We start from the raw sequence: 15,792 nt of genomic DNA, 5'->3' as shown, positions 1-15,792 counted from the left end.
ATGTGTCGTTCCAGCAGGGACTTCTGACCGTGCGTGGGGAAGTTCCGGCCGTGCGGCGGTGACTCCGCCCGCCTCCTGAGTCCCGCCCCTCCCGCCGAACCGCGGGAGGGGCGGAGACGTAATCTGCTGTTAACTGTATGTGGCTGGATCGTACTTGACCGTAATCGGTCGCGGACGATTGACTGCTGGTCCACCCCGTCGCCCACGCGAGGCAAGCCCGTGAACGCAGACCTGCTCGCTCCTCTCGACCTGGCGTTCTGGAACATCGAGTCCGCCGATCACCCCATGCATCTCGGCGCCCTCGGGGTCTTCTCGGCCCGCTCGCCCGCCGCGGGCGCCCACGCCGCGGATCTGCTCGCCGCCCGCGCCGCCGCCGTTCCCGGACTGCGCATGCGTATCCGCGACGTGTGGCAGCCCCTGTCCGCGCGCCCTTCCCTGTCCTCCCTGCGCCGTCCGCTCGCCGCCGCGCTGGGCTCCGCGCTCGGCCGGCCGTTCGGCTCCGCGCTGCGCGGACCGCTCACCTCGGCCCTGCGCCGCCCGCTCGCCTTCGGCGGAGCCGAACGGGAGACCGACCCCGGCTTCGATCCCCTGAACCACGTCCGGCTGCACACCCCTGCCACCGACTTCCACGCGGCGGCGGGCCGGCTCATGGGACGTCCCCTGGAGCGCACCCGGCCGCCCTGGGAGGCCCATGTGCTGCCGGGGGAGGACGGCGTCTCCTTCGCCGTCCTGTTCAAGTTCCACCACGCCCTCGCCGACGGACTGCGGGCCCTCACCCTCGCCGCGGCCCTGATGGACCCGATGGACCTGCCCACCCCCCGGCAGCGCCCCGCCGCGCCCGCGCGCGGACTGCTCCCCGACATGCGCGAGGTGCCCGGACTCGTCCGCGGAGCCCTGTCCGACGCGGGCCGGGCCCTGGACATCGGTGCCTCCGTCGCCCGTTCCACCCTCGACGTGCGCTCGTCGCCGGCTCTCACCTGCGAACCCAGCGGCACCCGCCGCACCGCGGGGGTGGTCCTCGACCTCGACGACGTGCACCGGATCCGCAAGAGCGTCGGCGGCACCGTCAACGACGTGCTGATCGCGGTCGTCGCCGGCGCCCTGCGCCACTGGCTCGACGAGCGGGGCGACGGCAGCGAGGGCGTCGCCCCGCGCGCCCTCGTCCCCGTCTCCCGGCGCCGCCCGCGCACCGCGCACCCTCAGGGCAACCGGCTCTCCGGTTACCTGGTAAGGCTTCCGGTCGACGAAGTGGAACCGCTCGCCCGCCTCGCCCTGGTGCGCACCGCCATGGACCGCAACAAGGACGCCGGCCCGAACCGGGGCGCGGGCGCCGTCGCCCTGCTCGCCGACCACGTACCGCCGCTCGGCCACCGGCTCGGCGGACCCCTGGTCGGCCAGGCGGCCCGGCTCTGGTTCGACGTCCTGGTCACCAGCGTGCCGCTGCCCGGCTTCGGGCTGCGGCTCGGCGGCGACCCGCTCGGCGCCGTCTTCCCCTTCGCGCCGCTCGCGCCCGGACACTCCCTGGCGGTCGCCGTCTCCACCTACCGCGGGCACGTCCACTACGGACTGGTCGCCGACGGCGCCGCCGTTCCCGATCTCGACCGGCTCGCCGACGCCGTGACCGAGGAGGTGGAGACACTTCTCACGGTCTGCGACCCCTGACCGCCCGCCACGGCGCCCCCACCGTGCGCCACCCCCGACCACCGGCCGGTACGGGTTTGGCGCTGCGGCCCGGCGCTCCGTAAAATCGCCTGTTCGACAGCGGGCGCGACCGGAGCGCCGCCACGGCAGACCAGGAACGGCAACGGCGATGACGGTGACAGAGGACGGCCCCCGGGCCACGGACACGATGGTCCACGGGGACACCGGGGCGCACGAGGACGTGGTGGCACACGGGCCCGGCATCGACCCGGAGCGGTTGGCCCTGTGCCTCGACGTGCTCGCGGAACTCGACACACTCGACGTCGACCACCCGGACGCGATCAAGGTCCGCCGCGCCACCTCCCACATCTACCGCACGGTCAAGCAGCGCCGCCGCCAGGAGCGCCGGGCCGCCAAGACCGCCCACGACAAAGCGGTCACCGAGGCCACCGCCACCGGATCCGCCGAGCGCATCGACGACGAGACGGAAGGCATCCTGCCCTCGTCCCGCACCGAGGAGGGCACGATCGCGGGGATACTCCAGCGCCCCCGCTCCTGCTACATCTGCAAGCAGCGGTACGTCGAGGTCGACTACTTCTACCACCAGCTCTGCCAGGAGTGCGCCGACGAGAACCGCAGCCGCCGGGACGCCCGCACCGACCTGACCGGCAAGCGCGCGCTGCTCACCGGCGGCCGGGCCAAGATCGGCATGTACATCGCGCTGCGGCTGCTGCGCGACGGCGCCCACACCACGATCACGACCCGCTTTCCGAACGACGCCGTCCGCCGTTTCAAGGCCCAGCCCGACAGCGACCAGTGGATCGACCGGCTGAAGATCGTCGGGATCGACCTGCGCGACCCGGCCCAGGTCGTCGCGCTCGCCGACTCGGTGTCCGCCGCCGGTCCGCTGGACATCCTGATCAACAACGCCGCACAGACCGTACGGCGTTCCCCGCAGGCCTACAGCGAGCTGGTCGCCGCGGAGTCCGCGCCGCTGCCCGCCGGTGAGCTGCCCGCCGCCGAGGTGATCGGCGGCTTTGGCTCCGGCGCGGTGGCCGAGCTCCCGGTCGCGGGATCCGGCGCGCTCACCGCGCACGACGTCACCGGCCTGGCCCTGGTCTCCGGTTCGGCCTCCCTGGAGCGGATCGCGGCCGGCACCGCGATCGACGCCGGCGGTCTGGTCCCGGACCTGCACGACACCAACAGCTGGGTGCAGACCGTCGAGGAGGTCACCCCGGTCGAACTGCTCGAGGTCCAGCTCTGCAACTCGACGGCGCCGTTCCTGCTCATCAGCAGGCTGCGCCCGGCGATGGCGGCCGCGGCGGCGAAGCGGACGTACATCGTGAACGTCTCCGCCATGGAAGGCGTCTTCGACCGCGGCTACAAGGGCGCGGGCCACCCGCACACCAACATGGCCAAGGCCGCGCTGAACATGCTCACCCGCACCAGCGCCCAGGAGATGTTCGACAACGACCGCATCCTGATGACGGCCGTCGACACCGGCTGGATCACCGACGAGCGTCCCCACCCGGACAAGATCCGCCTCGCGGACGCCGGCTTCCACGCCCCGCTGGACCTGATCGACGGCGCGGCCCGCGTCTACGACCCCATCGTGCGCGGCGAAGCGGGCGAGGACCTGTACGGCGTCTTCCTGAAGGACTACGCGCCCGGCAGGTGGTGACGCGGGCGCCCGACGGCCGGCGGCGGGGGAGTCATTCCACCGCGCCGAGCCGGGAGTTGCGGGCCGCCAGCAGCTCCAGCACGGTGCGCCAGTCCTCCAGGACCCCCGCGTCGAAGCAGGCGCCGAGGGCCTCCTCGTCCGCCGTGCGCAGGGCGAGGAGGTCGTCCTCCTCGCCCCGGAGAGCGTGGCGGGGCCGGCGGCGGACCAGCCCCGCCACCCGCTCGCCGAGCAGCGCGCGCACGGCGTCCGCGGACCGGTCGGCCCGCGTGGCGGGCTCGCCCGGCCACAGCAGCCGGCCGACCGGCCGGACCAGGCCCGCCACCTGAAGCTCCTTGTCGGCGGGACGTTGCCGACGCAGCAGTGCGGCGGTGCGCAACGCATGGTCGTACGCGTCGACCGGGGGCCCGCCGGGAACCGGGACGTCCCGGGCGCCCCGGCAGGCGTACAGCAGGTCCATCAACTCCTCGACACTGCGCAGCTCCATGCGCCGGTCCTCCTGGAAGACAGCCGTTTGCCGTACGGCAGCACACCATGACGAGCTTGCGGGTCGGCCAACAGGACTTGAACTGCGCCGGGACCATGCGGTCTTCTCGAAAGCGCGAACCCCTTGTAGCCCGATCGAGTGATCGGTGATGACATCCCCCATGGTGAATTAGAGGTATATAAGGGGGTGAGAGGCACGGTCCGACACGTGATCGTTACGGCGAGTTTTCAGCCCCATCGAGCAGGGGTCCGCTCATTTGGTTAATCTGAGCCGGACGGGCAGCAGTAAAGGGTCCTACCCACACCCACCGGTCCGTCATGGGACACGTCGCTTCACAAGGGCCTGCTCTCCTACGACCGACCGGCGCCACCGCGTCCGAACGGCTTTCGCATCATGCCCGAGCGGACGTACGACGCGGGCGCGGCAGGACCGGCGCGGCACGTCCCGAGGGTGACCGACACATAAGGAGTGCGCGGTGACACCGGAGAAGACCAACGTGGATCAGCCCGTCAAGGAACGTTTCGAGCGCGCAGGCCGCCCGGCAGGCGAGCTCGGCAGTCTCGACGTGTGGGCCCGGTCGGCCCCGATCCGCCTGGCGGGCTACGAGGACGATCTCGCCGAGCCCCACATCCTGCCCAGCGTCGACTGAGACCGGTCCCCTCCCGTGTGATCGCCGCCCCGAGCCGTCGCCGCGGGTGAGGCATACCCCCGTGCCCCGGACACCTCCTGAGAGGTGTCCGGGGCCTGTGGACGAACCCGGCGAGACGCGGACGGGTCGGACCGCGCGTCATGCACCGGGCGCCGTGACCGGGCCGGCAGTCCCGCTCAGGGGCGGGCGTAGGGCCGGGTCATGATCTCCAGGTTGTGGCCGTCGGGGTCGTCGAAGTAAGCGCCGCGCCCGCCGAAGAGGCGGTTGATCCTGCCGGGTTCGGTGTGGTTCGGGTCCGCGTAATAGGTGACTCCGACCGCCTCCAGGCGGGCGATCGTCGCGTCGAACCGATCCTCGGGGACGAGGAAAGCGTAGTGCTGCGACTGGATGGGCTCGTCACGCTGCTCGTAGTAGTCGAGGGTCACGCCGTTGCCCAGGTCGACGGGCAGGAACGGGCCGAAGGGGGCGCCGACCTCCAGCCCCAGGAGCACGGCGAGGAACTCGGCCGACAGGCGGCGGTCGCGGGCGAGGACGGCGATGTGATTCAACTGGACGGCCGTGATGGGCGGTTCGGGCACAGCGGGCGAGAGGAGTGCGTCGGGCATGGCGGGTTCGTCTCCGGGTGTCGGTTTCCGTCGGAACATGCCGCGCGGAGCGCGGCGGAAGCGGGAAGGAACGCGGAGAGGAGGCGGGGCGCGGGCGAGGCCCTGCCCCGGGCCGGGCCTGAGCGGGGGAGTCCCCGCCCGGCTCACGCCGAGGCCGGGAGCGTCTTTCGTGTGTGGCCCAAGGCCGACCCGGCAGTCACCCGGCCGACGATAGGCGCACGCCGCTGACCACCGCAACACCCGGGCGGACCGGACCGCGAGGAGACCCTGCGGGATCCGGGCGGTCCCACGAGGTGATCTTCGGAGGACGGAGGTCTGCCGAAGCCCGGCACCTGCGTCCGGCGGACCTCGACTCCGCCCGAACACCAGGAGGTCCTCGGAGCCACCGCCCCCGCTTCTACGGCCTGTCGACCGCCCCCGCCAGCCGGGTCGGCGGCAGATACTCGCGCACATACGTCCGATCCCAGCACGCCCCCGTCTCCCGCAGCTCGCGCCAGGTCGTGTACCGGTAGCGGAACAGCCGGGCGCGGACGTACCGGGGCGGCGCGTCCGGCGGGAAGGGGGAGCGGCGCAGCAGCCGCAGCGTGTCGCGGTCGCCCTCCAGCAGCCGCTCCACCAGCGCGCCGAACCACGGCCCGGCGTAGGACGGCGACAGTGCGGCGAACCACATCAGCCAGTCGAGCCGCAGATGGTACGGCGCGAACTGGCGCGGCCAGCGCCGGGGATCCCCCGGCTTGCCCCGGAACTCGTACTCCCGCCAGTCCGCGTCCTTCCGGGGCGTCCCGTCCGCGGTGCCCTCGACCACCACCTCGTACCGGATCCGGCTGACGCTGCCGAACGCCCCGTAGGTGTTGACCAGGTGCAGCGGGTCGAAGGACCGGTTCATCACCTGGCGGCGGGAGAGCATGTTGCGCACGGGGTGGTGGCTGAGAGCGAGCAGCAGCGCGGACACCGCGAGGACGACGACCACGTACCACAGCGGGGCGCCGGCCGTGTCCGGGGGAGCGGTGGGGAACGCGACCACCGACAGGGCCAGCACGATCGTGATCCAGTTCAGCCAGGCGAAGTTGCCCGACAGCACCAGCCACAGCTGCGTGGCGATCATCAGTGCGGCGGCGATCGTGGCTACCGGCTGAGGAGCGAACAGCAGGCACGGAACGACCAACTGGGTGACATGGTTCGCGGCCACCTCGACCCGGTGCAGCGGCTTCGGAAGATGGTGGAAGAACCAGCTCAGCGGCCCCGGCATCGGCTGGGTCTCGTGATGGTGGTCCAGGCAGGTGAGATTCCGCCAGCACGCGTCGCCGCGCATCTTGATCAGCCCCGCGCCGAACTCGACCCGGAACAGCACCCACCGCAGCAGGAACAGCACGACGACCGGCGGGGCCACCTCGTCGTTGCCGAGGAACACCGCGAGGAAGCCGACCTCGAGCAGTAGCGACTCCCAGCCGAAGGCGTACCAGACCTGTCCGACGTTGACGATCGACAGGTACAGCATCCAGGGCACCAGCCACAGCAGCATCGCGGCCCACAGTGGAAGCCAGGAGTCCATTCCCGCGAGCAGCGCCGCCGACACCGCGCAGCCCGCCCAGGCGCAGCCCGCGAAGAACCGGTCCGAGTAGCGCAGCTGGAACAGGCCGGGCGCCCGCGCGAACGGGGTCCGCTCCACGAACCGGGGCACCGGCAGCATTCCGCGCTCGCCGATCAGAGCACGGAACTGCAGCGCCGCCGTCAGGAACGCGATCAGGTAGAGCCCGGCCAGCCCCCGCTGGAAGACCAGCCGGCTCAGCCAGTAGTCGGATGCGGTGAACCACTCCACGGCCGTGCGCTCCCTCCCCGCCCCTTGTCCGTACCCGGTTGCCCGTCCTCCCGTCCTCCCGTCCTCCCGTCCTCCCGTCCTCTTGTCCTCCCCGTCCTTCGGCCGCCGTCGCCGGCCGTTCTTCCTGCGACTCTCCGTGTACCCGGAGCGGCCGAAGCCGTCCCGAAGACGCCGGGGACGTCACCGGTCGAAGAATCGGATGAACCCTGACAAGGTGGGTCCATGGCTGATCGGGGAGCGAGCGCCCCATCACTCCCGGACGACTGGCCGGACCACCCGGACCCGATCCTGGCGCTCAACCACATGGGCAGGTTCGACTGGAACCTGGACACCCGGGTGATGCGGATGGATGCCCAGGCCCGCGGCATCTTCGACCTGCGCCCCGACGAATCCGACCATCCCGACGTGCTGGTGAGCCGGATCCCGCCCGCCGATATCGTGCGCCTGGACACCGCCGTCTCGCAGGCACTGAAGGACGGCAGCGAGACCTACGGTGCGTACTTCCGGGTCCGCCGCCGCGACGGCACCCTGCGCTGGACCCACAGCCACGGCCACATCCGCCGGGACGGGGCCGGACTGCCCCACCGCATCCTCGGCGTCATCCGGGACGCCACGGAGGAACTCAGCGACAGCGAGGTGAGAGGGGTGCAGGCCGCCCAGGCGGACGCCCTGCGCAAGCAGACCAACATCGTCCAGCTCACCACGGCCGCCCTCGCCCACGCCCGCACCGTGCAGGACGTCATCGACGCCGTCAAGAACACCCACGGCCTCACCCTTCTGGGCGCCACCAGTCTCGTCATGGGTCTGGTCGAGGCCGGCCGGATCCGGCTGGTCGCCGAGGGGCCCGCCGGCAGCTTCGTCCCGGGCACCCGGATCACCCGGATCGACGAGCAGTACCCGATGAGCGAGGCCGTACGGACCCTGAGCCCGCGCTTCATCGAGTCGCCGGAGGAGTTCGCCGAACGCTACCCGGTGCTGTGGCCGCACCTCACCGACCTGCACATCACCTCGGCGGCCTACCTGCCGCTCGTCGTCCAGACCCGCCCGATCGGCGCCATGGGCCTGCTCTACAACGACCGGCGCGGCTTCACCCCCGAGGAGCGCAACCTCCTCGTCGCCCTGGGCAGCAGCATCGCGCAGAGCATGCAGCGGGCCATGTTCTACGAGCAGGAGATGGACCTCGCGCAGGGACTCCAGCAGGCTATGCTGCCCCGCACCATCCCCAGCGTGCCCGGCGCCGACATCGCCGTCCGTTACCGCGCGGCCAGCGTCGGGAGCGGCCTCAGCCGGGACATCGGCGGCGACTGGTACGACCTGATCCCGCTGCCCGGGGGCCGTGTCGGCGCCGTGATCGGAGACGTCCAGGGCCACGACACCCACGCCGCCGCCGTCATGGGTCAGTTGCGCATCGTGCTGCGCGCCTACGCCGCCGAGGGGCACCCGCCGGCCACCGTGATGGCCCGTGCCTCCGTCTTCCTGCACGAACTCGACACCGACCGCTCCGCGACCTGCCTGTACGCCGAGGCGGACCTGTCCACCGGCGTCCTCCAGATGGTCCGGGCCGGCCACCTCGACCCACTCGTCCGGCGTGCCGGCGGCCTCTGCCACCGCGTCCACGTGCCGGGCGGGCTGCCGCTCGGCCTGTCCGCCGAGTTCGACCGGCTCGACTGCCCGGTCGGGACGATGGAGCTCGGTCCCGGCGACGTGCTGCTGCTGTGCACCGACGGCCTGGTCGAGCAGCCCGGCGCCGACCTCGACGACGGCATCGAGACCCTCTCCGCGCTCGTCACCACCGGCCCCGAGGACGTACGCGAACTGGCCGACCGGCTCATCGACGTGGCCGAGGAACGCTGCGGGGACGACGACGTGGCCCTGCTCCTGCTGCGCCGCCGCCCGCCGGACAGCCCGCGCGCGGGGGGCCGGCTCCAGCAGCACGTGGTTCCCGGCGACCCCGAGGCCCTCACCGAGGCCCGGCGCATGATCCGCGCCGGGGCCGGTGCCTGGGGGGCCGGGAACCGCGCCGACGAGATCGAACTGGTCGCCGACGAGCTGATCACCAACGCCCTGATGCACACCGAGGGGTCCGCCGTCGTCACCCTCAGGGTCCTCACCGGCGGCGAGCGACGGCTACGCGTGGAGGTCGAGGACTCCTCCAGCGCCCTGCCGCGCCGCCGCGAGGCGGGGGAGTCGTGTGTCTCGGGGCGAGGTCTGCTTCTCGTCGAGATACTCACGGACGAGTGGGGCGTGGAGGCGCGCGGCGGCGGCAAATGCGTGTGGTCCGAGTTCTCGGTGACCAAGGCTTCCGCCTTCGCGGAGCCGGCGGAGCGGGACCACAGTTCCGGCGGCGCCCACGGCACGGGGCGCGGCTTCCGCTGACCGGTCCGGTGCGGAGTGCCACCCCGGACGGGTGCCGGAACCCACCGAGGCCGAGGGACCGCGGACGTGCCCCACCGAGCAGCCGGCGGGCCACGGGATCGTCCGCGTACGGCCCGTGGCGATCAGCGTCCCGGTGGCCTGCGATCCGCCGCTCGCGGTGTACGTCGTGACGGACCAGGGGCAGGTGCCGGGCATCGGGAACGTCTGCGACCACGAGACCCCGCACGCGGCGGGGACGCCCCTTCGAACCGGCCGCGTTCCCCACCCCGGAGGACGGGCGCGGGGCTCCCCGCTGTCACCGGGGCTTCAACGTCACCAGGTGCTCGCCGTCCGAGGAGCGCAGCTCGTAGCGCTCGACCTGCCCGCTGTGCAGGGTGGAGCCGCTCGTCATGGTGTTGGGGCGGGCGTCGTGACGGGGCACGTGCCAGCTGGTCACGGTCTCCTCGGAGCCGTCCTGCCCGACCACCACCAGCCGGCAGACGCGGGGTCCCGCCCCGTCCTTGACCTTCAGCTCCAGCCGGCTGCCCCAGGCCTCGTCCGCCGTCGTGATCTCCGCCCACACCCCGGACCGCTCGTCGGCCGCCGCGATGCTCTCGGGTGCCCGCTCACCGCCGTCCGAGGACATCAGGGCGAGCGCCGGCGCGGTCACCGCGAGCACCACCGAGGCCGCCAGCGCGAACAGCAGCCGACGGCGCACGGCCCGGTTGCGGTTCGCCGCCTCGGACAGCAGCCGGTCGAGCATCCTCGGGCCCGGCTTGGGCATCGGATGCGTCAGTGGCGGCGTGGAGCGCCGGTACAGCATCAACTGCCGTGTCGTCACCCCGAATTCGGTCACCTGTGCAGCGCAGCTGGGGCACTCCATGAGGTGGTCCTCGAAGCGGAAGGCCTCCGCCTCGTCCAGCACACCGAGCGCGTACGCGCCGACGTCGCGATGCCTTTCCAGGGACCTCATGCCGAATCCTCGTACCGTTGGGTGTGGGTGGGGTTACTCGTTGCTCCCACCGGTACGCACCGGGCAGTCGATTCACTCAAGGCGCATGCCGAATCGTAACCAAAGGATTCGGAGCCCTCCGGCCCGCGGATTGGTCCGATTCACGGGAAGGCTAGAAGAGGTGGATGGCGAGGTGTCCGAGCGGGAGCCCGAGTTGCCACGCGGGTGTCCACACCTTCGGCCCCTCGTCCTCCCCGGCCCCCGCGGCGCCGCCCGGCACCGCGTTCAGATCGGGCGCGAGCAGCTCCGTCTCCTGCAGCCAGCGCCAGGCCGACCGGGCGAGTGCCAGGTCGGGATCCGCCGTGGTCCGGCCGGCGGCGGTGGCGGAGATGGCGGCGGTGGCGGTGTCCGCGGTCAGGTCCGCCAGGCGTTTCTGCACCCACTCCTGCCACGGCTGGTCGTACGCGGTCAGCGAGAGCCAGGTCTCCAGCTGGGTGATCACCCGGATGCCGGAGAGTTCGCCGTCGGTGTCGGACAGGAAGACGGTCAGGGCCAGTGCGTCCCGGCCGGCCCGGAACTCGAAGGACGTCGTCGGCATCAGGTCGCCGCTGCGCAGCAGTTCGTCGGCGATGTACTCGGCATACAACCAGGCCATGGGGACGGCCAGTTCGCCGTCGCCCGTGCCGTCGGTGCTCTCTTGACCTCTGTGCGGCATCCTTCCAGCCTTCCTCCGGTACGTGCGCGTCGCCCGAACTCGGGCCCCGGTCCGCAGCACGGATGAGGACAGCCGATTACCTCACAGGGGTCGTCGGCAAGGCGCTTTACGGAGGTTTGACCCGGCCGTCGGTTTCACCGCAGGTCGGCGGCGTATCCCGGAAGCACCCGGCGCAGGGCGCGCAGGGCGTAGTACGCGCGGGACTTCACGGTACCGGGCGGTATCCCCAGTGCCGCCGCGGCCTCCGCCACGCTCGCCCCCTGGAAGTACACGAGCACCAGGACTTCACGGTGCTCCGGAGTGAGTGTCTTCACAGCCCGGCGGACATCGAGCGCCGCCGCGGCCCGTTCGGCGTGGTCGGAGCTCACCCGCGCGTTCTCCAGCACCGCGCCGCCCACCTCGGGCGGCCGTGCCTGCCGGGCCCGCCGCGCGTCGATGGCGAGCCGCCGGCCCACGGTCATCAGCCAGGGCCGTACGGAGGCGAAGTCGTCGGCGCGCAGCGCCTCGGGGTGCTGCCAGGCCCGTACCAGCGTCTCCTGGACGAGGTCCTCGGCGCGCTGTCGGTCCCCGTCGCAGAGCCGGAGCAGCAGCGCGAAGAGAGGCCGGCCGTGCTCGCGTTGCAGGGCGGCGAGTTCGTGCTCGGCGGTTGTCCCGTTCATGAGTGTCATTCCGGCCGTCATGGCGGTATGGCAACGTACGGCGCTCTTCGGGGACAGGGCGCGCGCAAAGACGTGCGGCGGACGGTCGATCGCGTCGACGAACGGTTCGACGAACGGTCCGGACGACGGTTCGTGCACGCCGGACGGCCTAAACCGCGTGTCGGAACACCAGGGACGCAGAAAGTGATTCTTATCTATTCGTCAGTAAATACGACAGTGGAACGCCGCACACCGGGGTGAAGCGATGATCGCACGCAGTAGACAGGTGGCCCTGGCCCTCACCGTCGTCCTCGCCGCGGGCGCAGCCTGGCAGGACCGGGACCGCCGACCACCGGAATCCGGCCATCCGGGGGCCCCGGTCGTGCGGGACCGCGGCTTCACCCTGGTCGCCTCGGGGGACGTGCTGCCGCGCGGCTCGGCCATCGACCGCGCCCGCTTCGACGCGGGCGGCAGCGGCCACGACTTCGGGCCGATGCTCTCCGGCGTCCGATCCGTCGTCGCGGGCGCCGACCTGGCGCTGTGTCACATGGGAACCGTGTACGGCGCCGGCGGCGACTCCACCGACTTCGAGTCCCCGCCGGAGATCGCCCAGGCCCTCGCCGCCACCGGCTACGACGGCTGCTCCATCGCCTCCCGCCACATTCCGGGCGACGGCACCGACGGCATCCGCCGCACCCTGGACGCCCTCGACCGGGCCGGCCTGCGGCACGCCGGCGCCGCCCGGTCCGAGCACGAGGCCCGCAGGGCGACCGTCCTGCGCGCGGGCCGGGCCGAGGTGGCCCACCTCGCCTACACCTACGGCACCGGCGTCGCCCCGCTCCCGTCCGGCGAACCCCGGGCCGTCGGCCTCGTCGACGAGGCCCGGATCCTCGCCGACGCGCGCACGGCCCGGAAGGCGGGCGCCGACGTGGTCGTGGTCTCCCTGCACTGGGGCGCCGAATGGGAGGAGGCCCCCGACGGGCGGCAGGTCGCTCTCGCCCGCTCCCTCACCGCGGCCCGCACCGGCCATCGCCCCGACATCGACCTGATCCTCGGTACCCACTCCCACGTCCCGCAGGCGTACGAGAAGGTCAACGGCACCTGGGTGGTCTACGGGACGGGCGACCAGATCGCCGGCGCGATGACCGGCCGCCAGGGCCTCCCGGACCCCCGCGGCAACCAGTCCACCCTGGGACGCTTCACCTTCGCCCCGCCCGGGCACCCGGACGGACGCTGGGAGGTGACGAAGGCCGAGTTCGTCCCGCAGTTCTACGACGTGGACGCCGGCCGTGTGGTCGACCTCAACCGGGCCCTCGCCGAGGGCGCCGAGGTCCGGTCCGTCCGCGACCGGATCCGGACCGTGGTGCTGAGCCGGGGCGCGGCGATGGACGGGCTGGTCATGGGGGAGTAGCCCGGACCGGTCGAGGCGGCGGTCAGTTCACGTCCACGGTGTCGAACAGCGTCAGCATCTGTGCGAGGACGCGTACGCAGGAGCGCAGGTCGGCGTCGGTGAGGTCCCCGCCGACCTCCCGCAGCACGGCGTGCTCGCGGGCGACGGCCGCGGCGATCGCCGCCCGGCCCTCGTCGGTGAGCCGGATCAGCGACGACCGCCGGTGGGCGGGGTTGGGGGTGCTCTCCACCAGGCCCCGCGCGGCGGCGTCGTTGACCATGCGCTGCACGAACTGGCGGCTGATCGCCTGCGCGCGGCCCATCTGGGGCACGGTCATCGGGCCGTGCCTGTGCAGCAGGTCCAGGACGGCCCGTACCCCGACGGACAGACCCTCCACGGCCTCGCCCTGCTCGACCTTGCGCTGCACCCGGCGGTACAGCGGGCCGACCAGATCGAACACCTCCATCAGGCGCGGGCCGAGTTCGTCGGGCGGAAGGGGCTTGTCGGTGTCGTTCCCGGTGTCACTCATTTCTTCATCATGACACCTTGGTTGCCAAACTCCATTGAAGATGACACCTTGGTTGTCATGACTACGGTTTCGGAACTCCGGTACTTCACCTCCTCCGACGGCGATCTCGCCTACCACGACAGCGGCGCGGGCGACCTGGTCGTCCTCCTCCACTCCGGCTTCGTCGACCACCGGCTCTTCGAGGACCAGATCCCGGCCCTCGCCGCTCACCACCGGGTGATCGCACCCGACGTACGGGGCCACGGCTTCTCCGCCAACGCCACGGCACCCTTCCGCTGGGCGGACGACCTCGCCGCCCTGCTGCGCCACCTCGACGCGGGGCCCGCGGTCCTGGCCGGCGTCTCGATGGGCGGCGCCATCGCGACCGACACCGTGCTCGAACATCCGGATCTGGTACGCGCGGTCGTGGTCTGCGGGGCGGCCACCAGCGACTTCGAGCACACCGATCCGTGGACCCGCCGGATCCAGGCCGAGTTCGCCCGCACGCTGGGCGCCGGTGACATCGAGGGCTGGCTGAACGCCTTCGTACGGGTCGCGGCGGGCGAGCACCGCGGCACCGACGACATCGACCCGGACATCCCGCGCCGGCTGCGGGAGATGGCACTGCACACGATCTCCAAGCACACCCCGGACGAGAAGGACCGGCGCGTCCCCGTCACCGGCACCTGGGACCGTGTGCCGACGATCGACGTGCCCGTGCTCGCGGTCAACGGCTCACTCGAACCCGCCGATCTGACCGCGGCGGCCGAGCGTCTCGTCCGCGGCGTACGCGACGGCCGCTCCGCCACCATCGAGGGGGCGGGACACTACGCGTGCAGGGAACAGCCCGAGGTCTTCAACGAGATCCTCCTCGGCTTTCTGCGCACCCTCTGACACCGCTCGTCCTCCCGCACGCCTTCCGACGCTGCGGTGTCCACGGCACCACCGTCACCGGCCGGCGTCCCGCCTTCACCAGCCGGACCGCCATCGACCCCACGAACCGGTGGCCCGCCTGCTCCGAGGCGCCCACCACCACCGCGTCCGCCTTGAGGTCGTCCGCGGCCTTCACCATGCCGTTGTACGGGGCGCCGCGGAAGGTGTGGAACTCCCAGCGGAAGTCGAAGCCCCCGGACCTGCTCGGACGCCTCCCTGACCTGCCTCACCAGGTCCTCGGCGATCTCGTCCGTGGTCTCCGCCACTGGCGCCCCGAGCGCCGCGCCCGCCGCCGGCACCGGCCGCACGTACACGACGGCGAGCAGGGCGTGCTGCCGCCGGGCCGTACCGGAGGCGTAGGCCGCCCGCCCGCAGGGAGGTGTCGGAGCCGTCCACTCCGACCACGATCGCCTTCGGACCGTCCGTGCCCCGTTCGAACGGTGCCGAGCGCTCCTCCGTCACGGCGCCGAGGTTGTCGGACGCCTGTGCGGCGGTGGCACTGGGCCGAGCGGGTGGAAACGTCCCGCCGCACAGGTGTCGCCGAGGTCACCCGTCGCCGGGCGGGCGACTGATGAGTCATGCAGAAGGATCAGTTGCTCACGCGGCGCCGGGCGCTGCTCACCGGCGCCGCCGTCGGGGGAGCGGCCGGCACGGCCGGGCTCCTCGCGAAGGGCTCCGGCACCGAGGCGGCACGCCCCGCCGCACCCGCCGCCGGAGCCCAGGCCGCCGGCCGCCCGCTCCAGCCCTCCGCGTACCGCCTCAGACCCCTCACCGGCTACGGCCCGCCCAGGGCGGACCCCGGCGGAACCCCGGTGCGGAGCGCACCGCTGCTGCGGGTCTCCGGGAGGGGGAGCACCATGGTGCTGACCTTCGACGACGGACCCGACCCCCGCTACACCCCGGACATCCTCGACACGCTCGCGGCGTACGACGTCCGCGCGATGTTCTTCGTGTGCGGGGAAATGGTCTCCTACAACAAGGACCTGCTGGCCCGCATGTCCGACGAGGGACACGTCGTCGGCAACCACACCTGGTCCCACCCCCTGCTCACCCGTCTGTCCCGCGGCAGGATCCGCTCCGAGATGGAACGCACCTGCGACATCATCGAGAAGGGGCACGGCGAACGCCCCCAGTGGTTCCGCGCGCCCTACGGAGCCTGGAACCGTGCCGCCTTCCAGTTCGGCGCCGAACTGGGCATGGAACCCCTCGCCTGGACGGTGGACACCCTCGACTGGACCAGCCCCGGCACCCGCACCATCGTCGACCGGGTGGAGAACGGCGCCGCACCCGGGGTCGTGGTGCTCTCGCACGACGCCGGAGGCGACCGCTCCCAGAGCGTGCGGGCGCTGCGCGAGTACCTGCCCGAACTGCTGGACTCCGGCTACCGGGTCGTGGTGCCCCGTCGGCACCACGTCTGAGCCG

14 protein-coding genes and 1 pseudogene are annotated in these 15,792 nt (G+C 72.3%); 7 read left to right on the top strand and 8 right to left on the bottom strand.

All coding sequences use genetic code 11. The features are described from left to right. The first annotated feature begins 219 nt into the window (after positions 1–219). Together OHB56_RS05410 and OHB56_RS05405 are read left to right on the top strand one after the other, a co-directional pair. Complete coding sequence (locus OHB56_RS05410; RefSeq protein WP_326756282.1) at positions 220–1,662, top strand: wax ester/triacylglycerol synthase family O-acyltransferase; 1,443 nt, start codon at positions 220–222, stop codon at positions 1,660–1,662. Between the two features lie 148 nt (positions 1,663–1,810). After that, a complete protein-coding gene (locus OHB56_RS05405; RefSeq protein ID WP_406351915.1) occupies positions 1,811–3,322 on the top strand; it encodes an SDR family NAD(P)-dependent oxidoreductase in 1,512 nt (503 codons plus the stop codon). Between the two features lie 31 nt (positions 3,323–3,353). On the opposite strand, the gene OHB56_RS05400 is transcribed toward OHB56_RS05405, so the two are convergent. Continuing rightward, complete coding sequence (locus tag OHB56_RS05400) at positions 3,354–3,806, bottom strand: hypothetical protein (RefSeq protein WP_326756283.1); 453 nt, start codon at positions 3,804–3,806, stop codon at positions 3,354–3,356. Positions 3,807–4,281: 475 nt separating this feature from the next. Between OHB56_RS05400 and OHB56_RS05395 the strand changes: the two genes are divergently transcribed. Then, the gene (locus OHB56_RS05395) at positions 4,282–4,455 is read left to right on the top strand and encodes a hypothetical protein (protein WP_107098629.1); all 174 of its coding nucleotides are present in this window, start codon (positions 4,282–4,284) and stop codon (positions 4,453–4,455) included. Between the two features lie 176 nt (positions 4,456–4,631). Here the strand turns inward: OHB56_RS05395 and OHB56_RS05390 are convergent, their stop codons facing one another. Together OHB56_RS05390 and OHB56_RS05385 are read right to left on the bottom strand one after the other, a co-directional pair. Further along, entirely contained in the window at positions 4,632–5,060 is a 429-nt protein-coding gene (locus OHB56_RS05390) for a VOC family protein (RefSeq protein ID WP_406351913.1), read from the bottom strand. A 397-nt stretch (positions 5,061–5,457) separates the two neighbouring features. After that, complete coding sequence (locus OHB56_RS05385; RefSeq protein WP_406351912.1) at positions 5,458–6,879, bottom strand: lipase maturation factor family protein; 1,422 nt, start codon at positions 6,877–6,879, stop codon at positions 5,458–5,460. A gap of 222 nt (positions 6,880–7,101) precedes the next feature. On the opposite strand from OHB56_RS05385, the gene OHB56_RS05380 reads away from it, so the two are divergent. Then, complete coding sequence (locus OHB56_RS05380) at positions 7,102–9,255, top strand: SpoIIE family protein phosphatase (protein WP_406351910.1); 2,154 nt, start codon at positions 7,102–7,104, stop codon at positions 9,253–9,255. A gap of 295 nt (positions 9,256–9,550) precedes the next feature. Here OHB56_RS05380 and OHB56_RS05375 read toward each other — a convergent pair whose 3' ends face one another. The 3 genes from OHB56_RS05375 to OHB56_RS05365 all read right to left on the bottom strand — a co-directional run bounded on the left by OHB56_RS05375 (position 9,551) and on the right by OHB56_RS05365 (position 11,581). Further along, on the bottom strand, positions 9,551–10,207 hold the full coding sequence (locus tag OHB56_RS05375; RefSeq protein WP_326756288.1) for a zf-HC2 domain-containing protein: 657 nt from the start codon (positions 10,205–10,207) through the stop codon (positions 9,551–9,553). Between the two features lie 151 nt (positions 10,208–10,358). After that, complete coding sequence (locus tag OHB56_RS05370; protein ID WP_406351908.1) at positions 10,359–10,901, bottom strand: hypothetical protein; 543 nt, start codon at positions 10,899–10,901, stop codon at positions 10,359–10,361. Positions 10,902–11,035: 134 nt separating this feature from the next. Next, positions 11,036–11,581, bottom strand: a complete 546-nt coding sequence (locus OHB56_RS05365) for a sigma-70 family RNA polymerase sigma factor (protein WP_326756290.1) — start codon at positions 11,579–11,581, stop codon at positions 11,036–11,038. Positions 11,582–11,804: 223 nt separating this feature from the next. Between OHB56_RS05365 and OHB56_RS05360 the strand changes: the two genes are divergently transcribed. After that, positions 11,805–12,950: a CapA family protein gene (locus tag OHB56_RS05360; protein WP_406351906.1), complete on the top strand. Its 1,146-nt coding sequence runs from the start codon at positions 11,805–11,807 to the stop codon at positions 12,948–12,950. Between the two features lie 22 nt (positions 12,951–12,972). Here the strand turns inward: OHB56_RS05360 and OHB56_RS05355 are convergent, their stop codons facing one another. Further along, entirely contained in the window at positions 12,973–13,458 is a 486-nt protein-coding gene (locus tag OHB56_RS05355) for a MarR family transcriptional regulator (protein ID WP_326756292.1), read from the bottom strand. 57 nt (positions 13,459–13,515) lie between these two features. Here OHB56_RS05355 and OHB56_RS05350 point away from each other — a divergent pair, with 57 nt between their 5' ends. Further along, positions 13,516–14,331, top strand: coding sequence for an alpha/beta fold hydrolase (locus OHB56_RS05350; RefSeq protein WP_326756293.1), 816 nt, complete (start codon positions 13,516–13,518; stop codon positions 14,329–14,331). Between the two features lie 43 nt (positions 14,332–14,374). Here OHB56_RS05350 and OHB56_RS05345 read toward each other — a convergent pair. Beyond that, positions 14,375–14,832: pseudogene (locus tag OHB56_RS05345) on the bottom strand (universal stress protein); the annotation flags it as partial. A 116-nt stretch (positions 14,833–14,948) separates the two neighbouring features. Between OHB56_RS05345 and OHB56_RS05340 the strand changes: the two are divergent. Then, complete coding sequence (locus tag OHB56_RS05340) at positions 14,949–15,788, top strand: polysaccharide deacetylase family protein (RefSeq protein ID WP_406351904.1); 840 nt, start codon at positions 14,949–14,951, stop codon at positions 15,786–15,788. The last annotated feature ends 4 nt before the right edge of the window (positions 15,789–15,792 follow it).

This window comes from Streptomyces sp. NBC_01635 (assembly GCF_045209715.1).
GTDB classification, from domain to species: domain Bacteria; phylum Actinomycetota; class Actinomycetes; order Streptomycetales; family Streptomycetaceae; genus Streptomyces; species Streptomyces hirsutus.
Note: the sequence above shows the minus strand (reverse complement) of the source record. Positions and strands in the feature narration are given on the sequence as shown.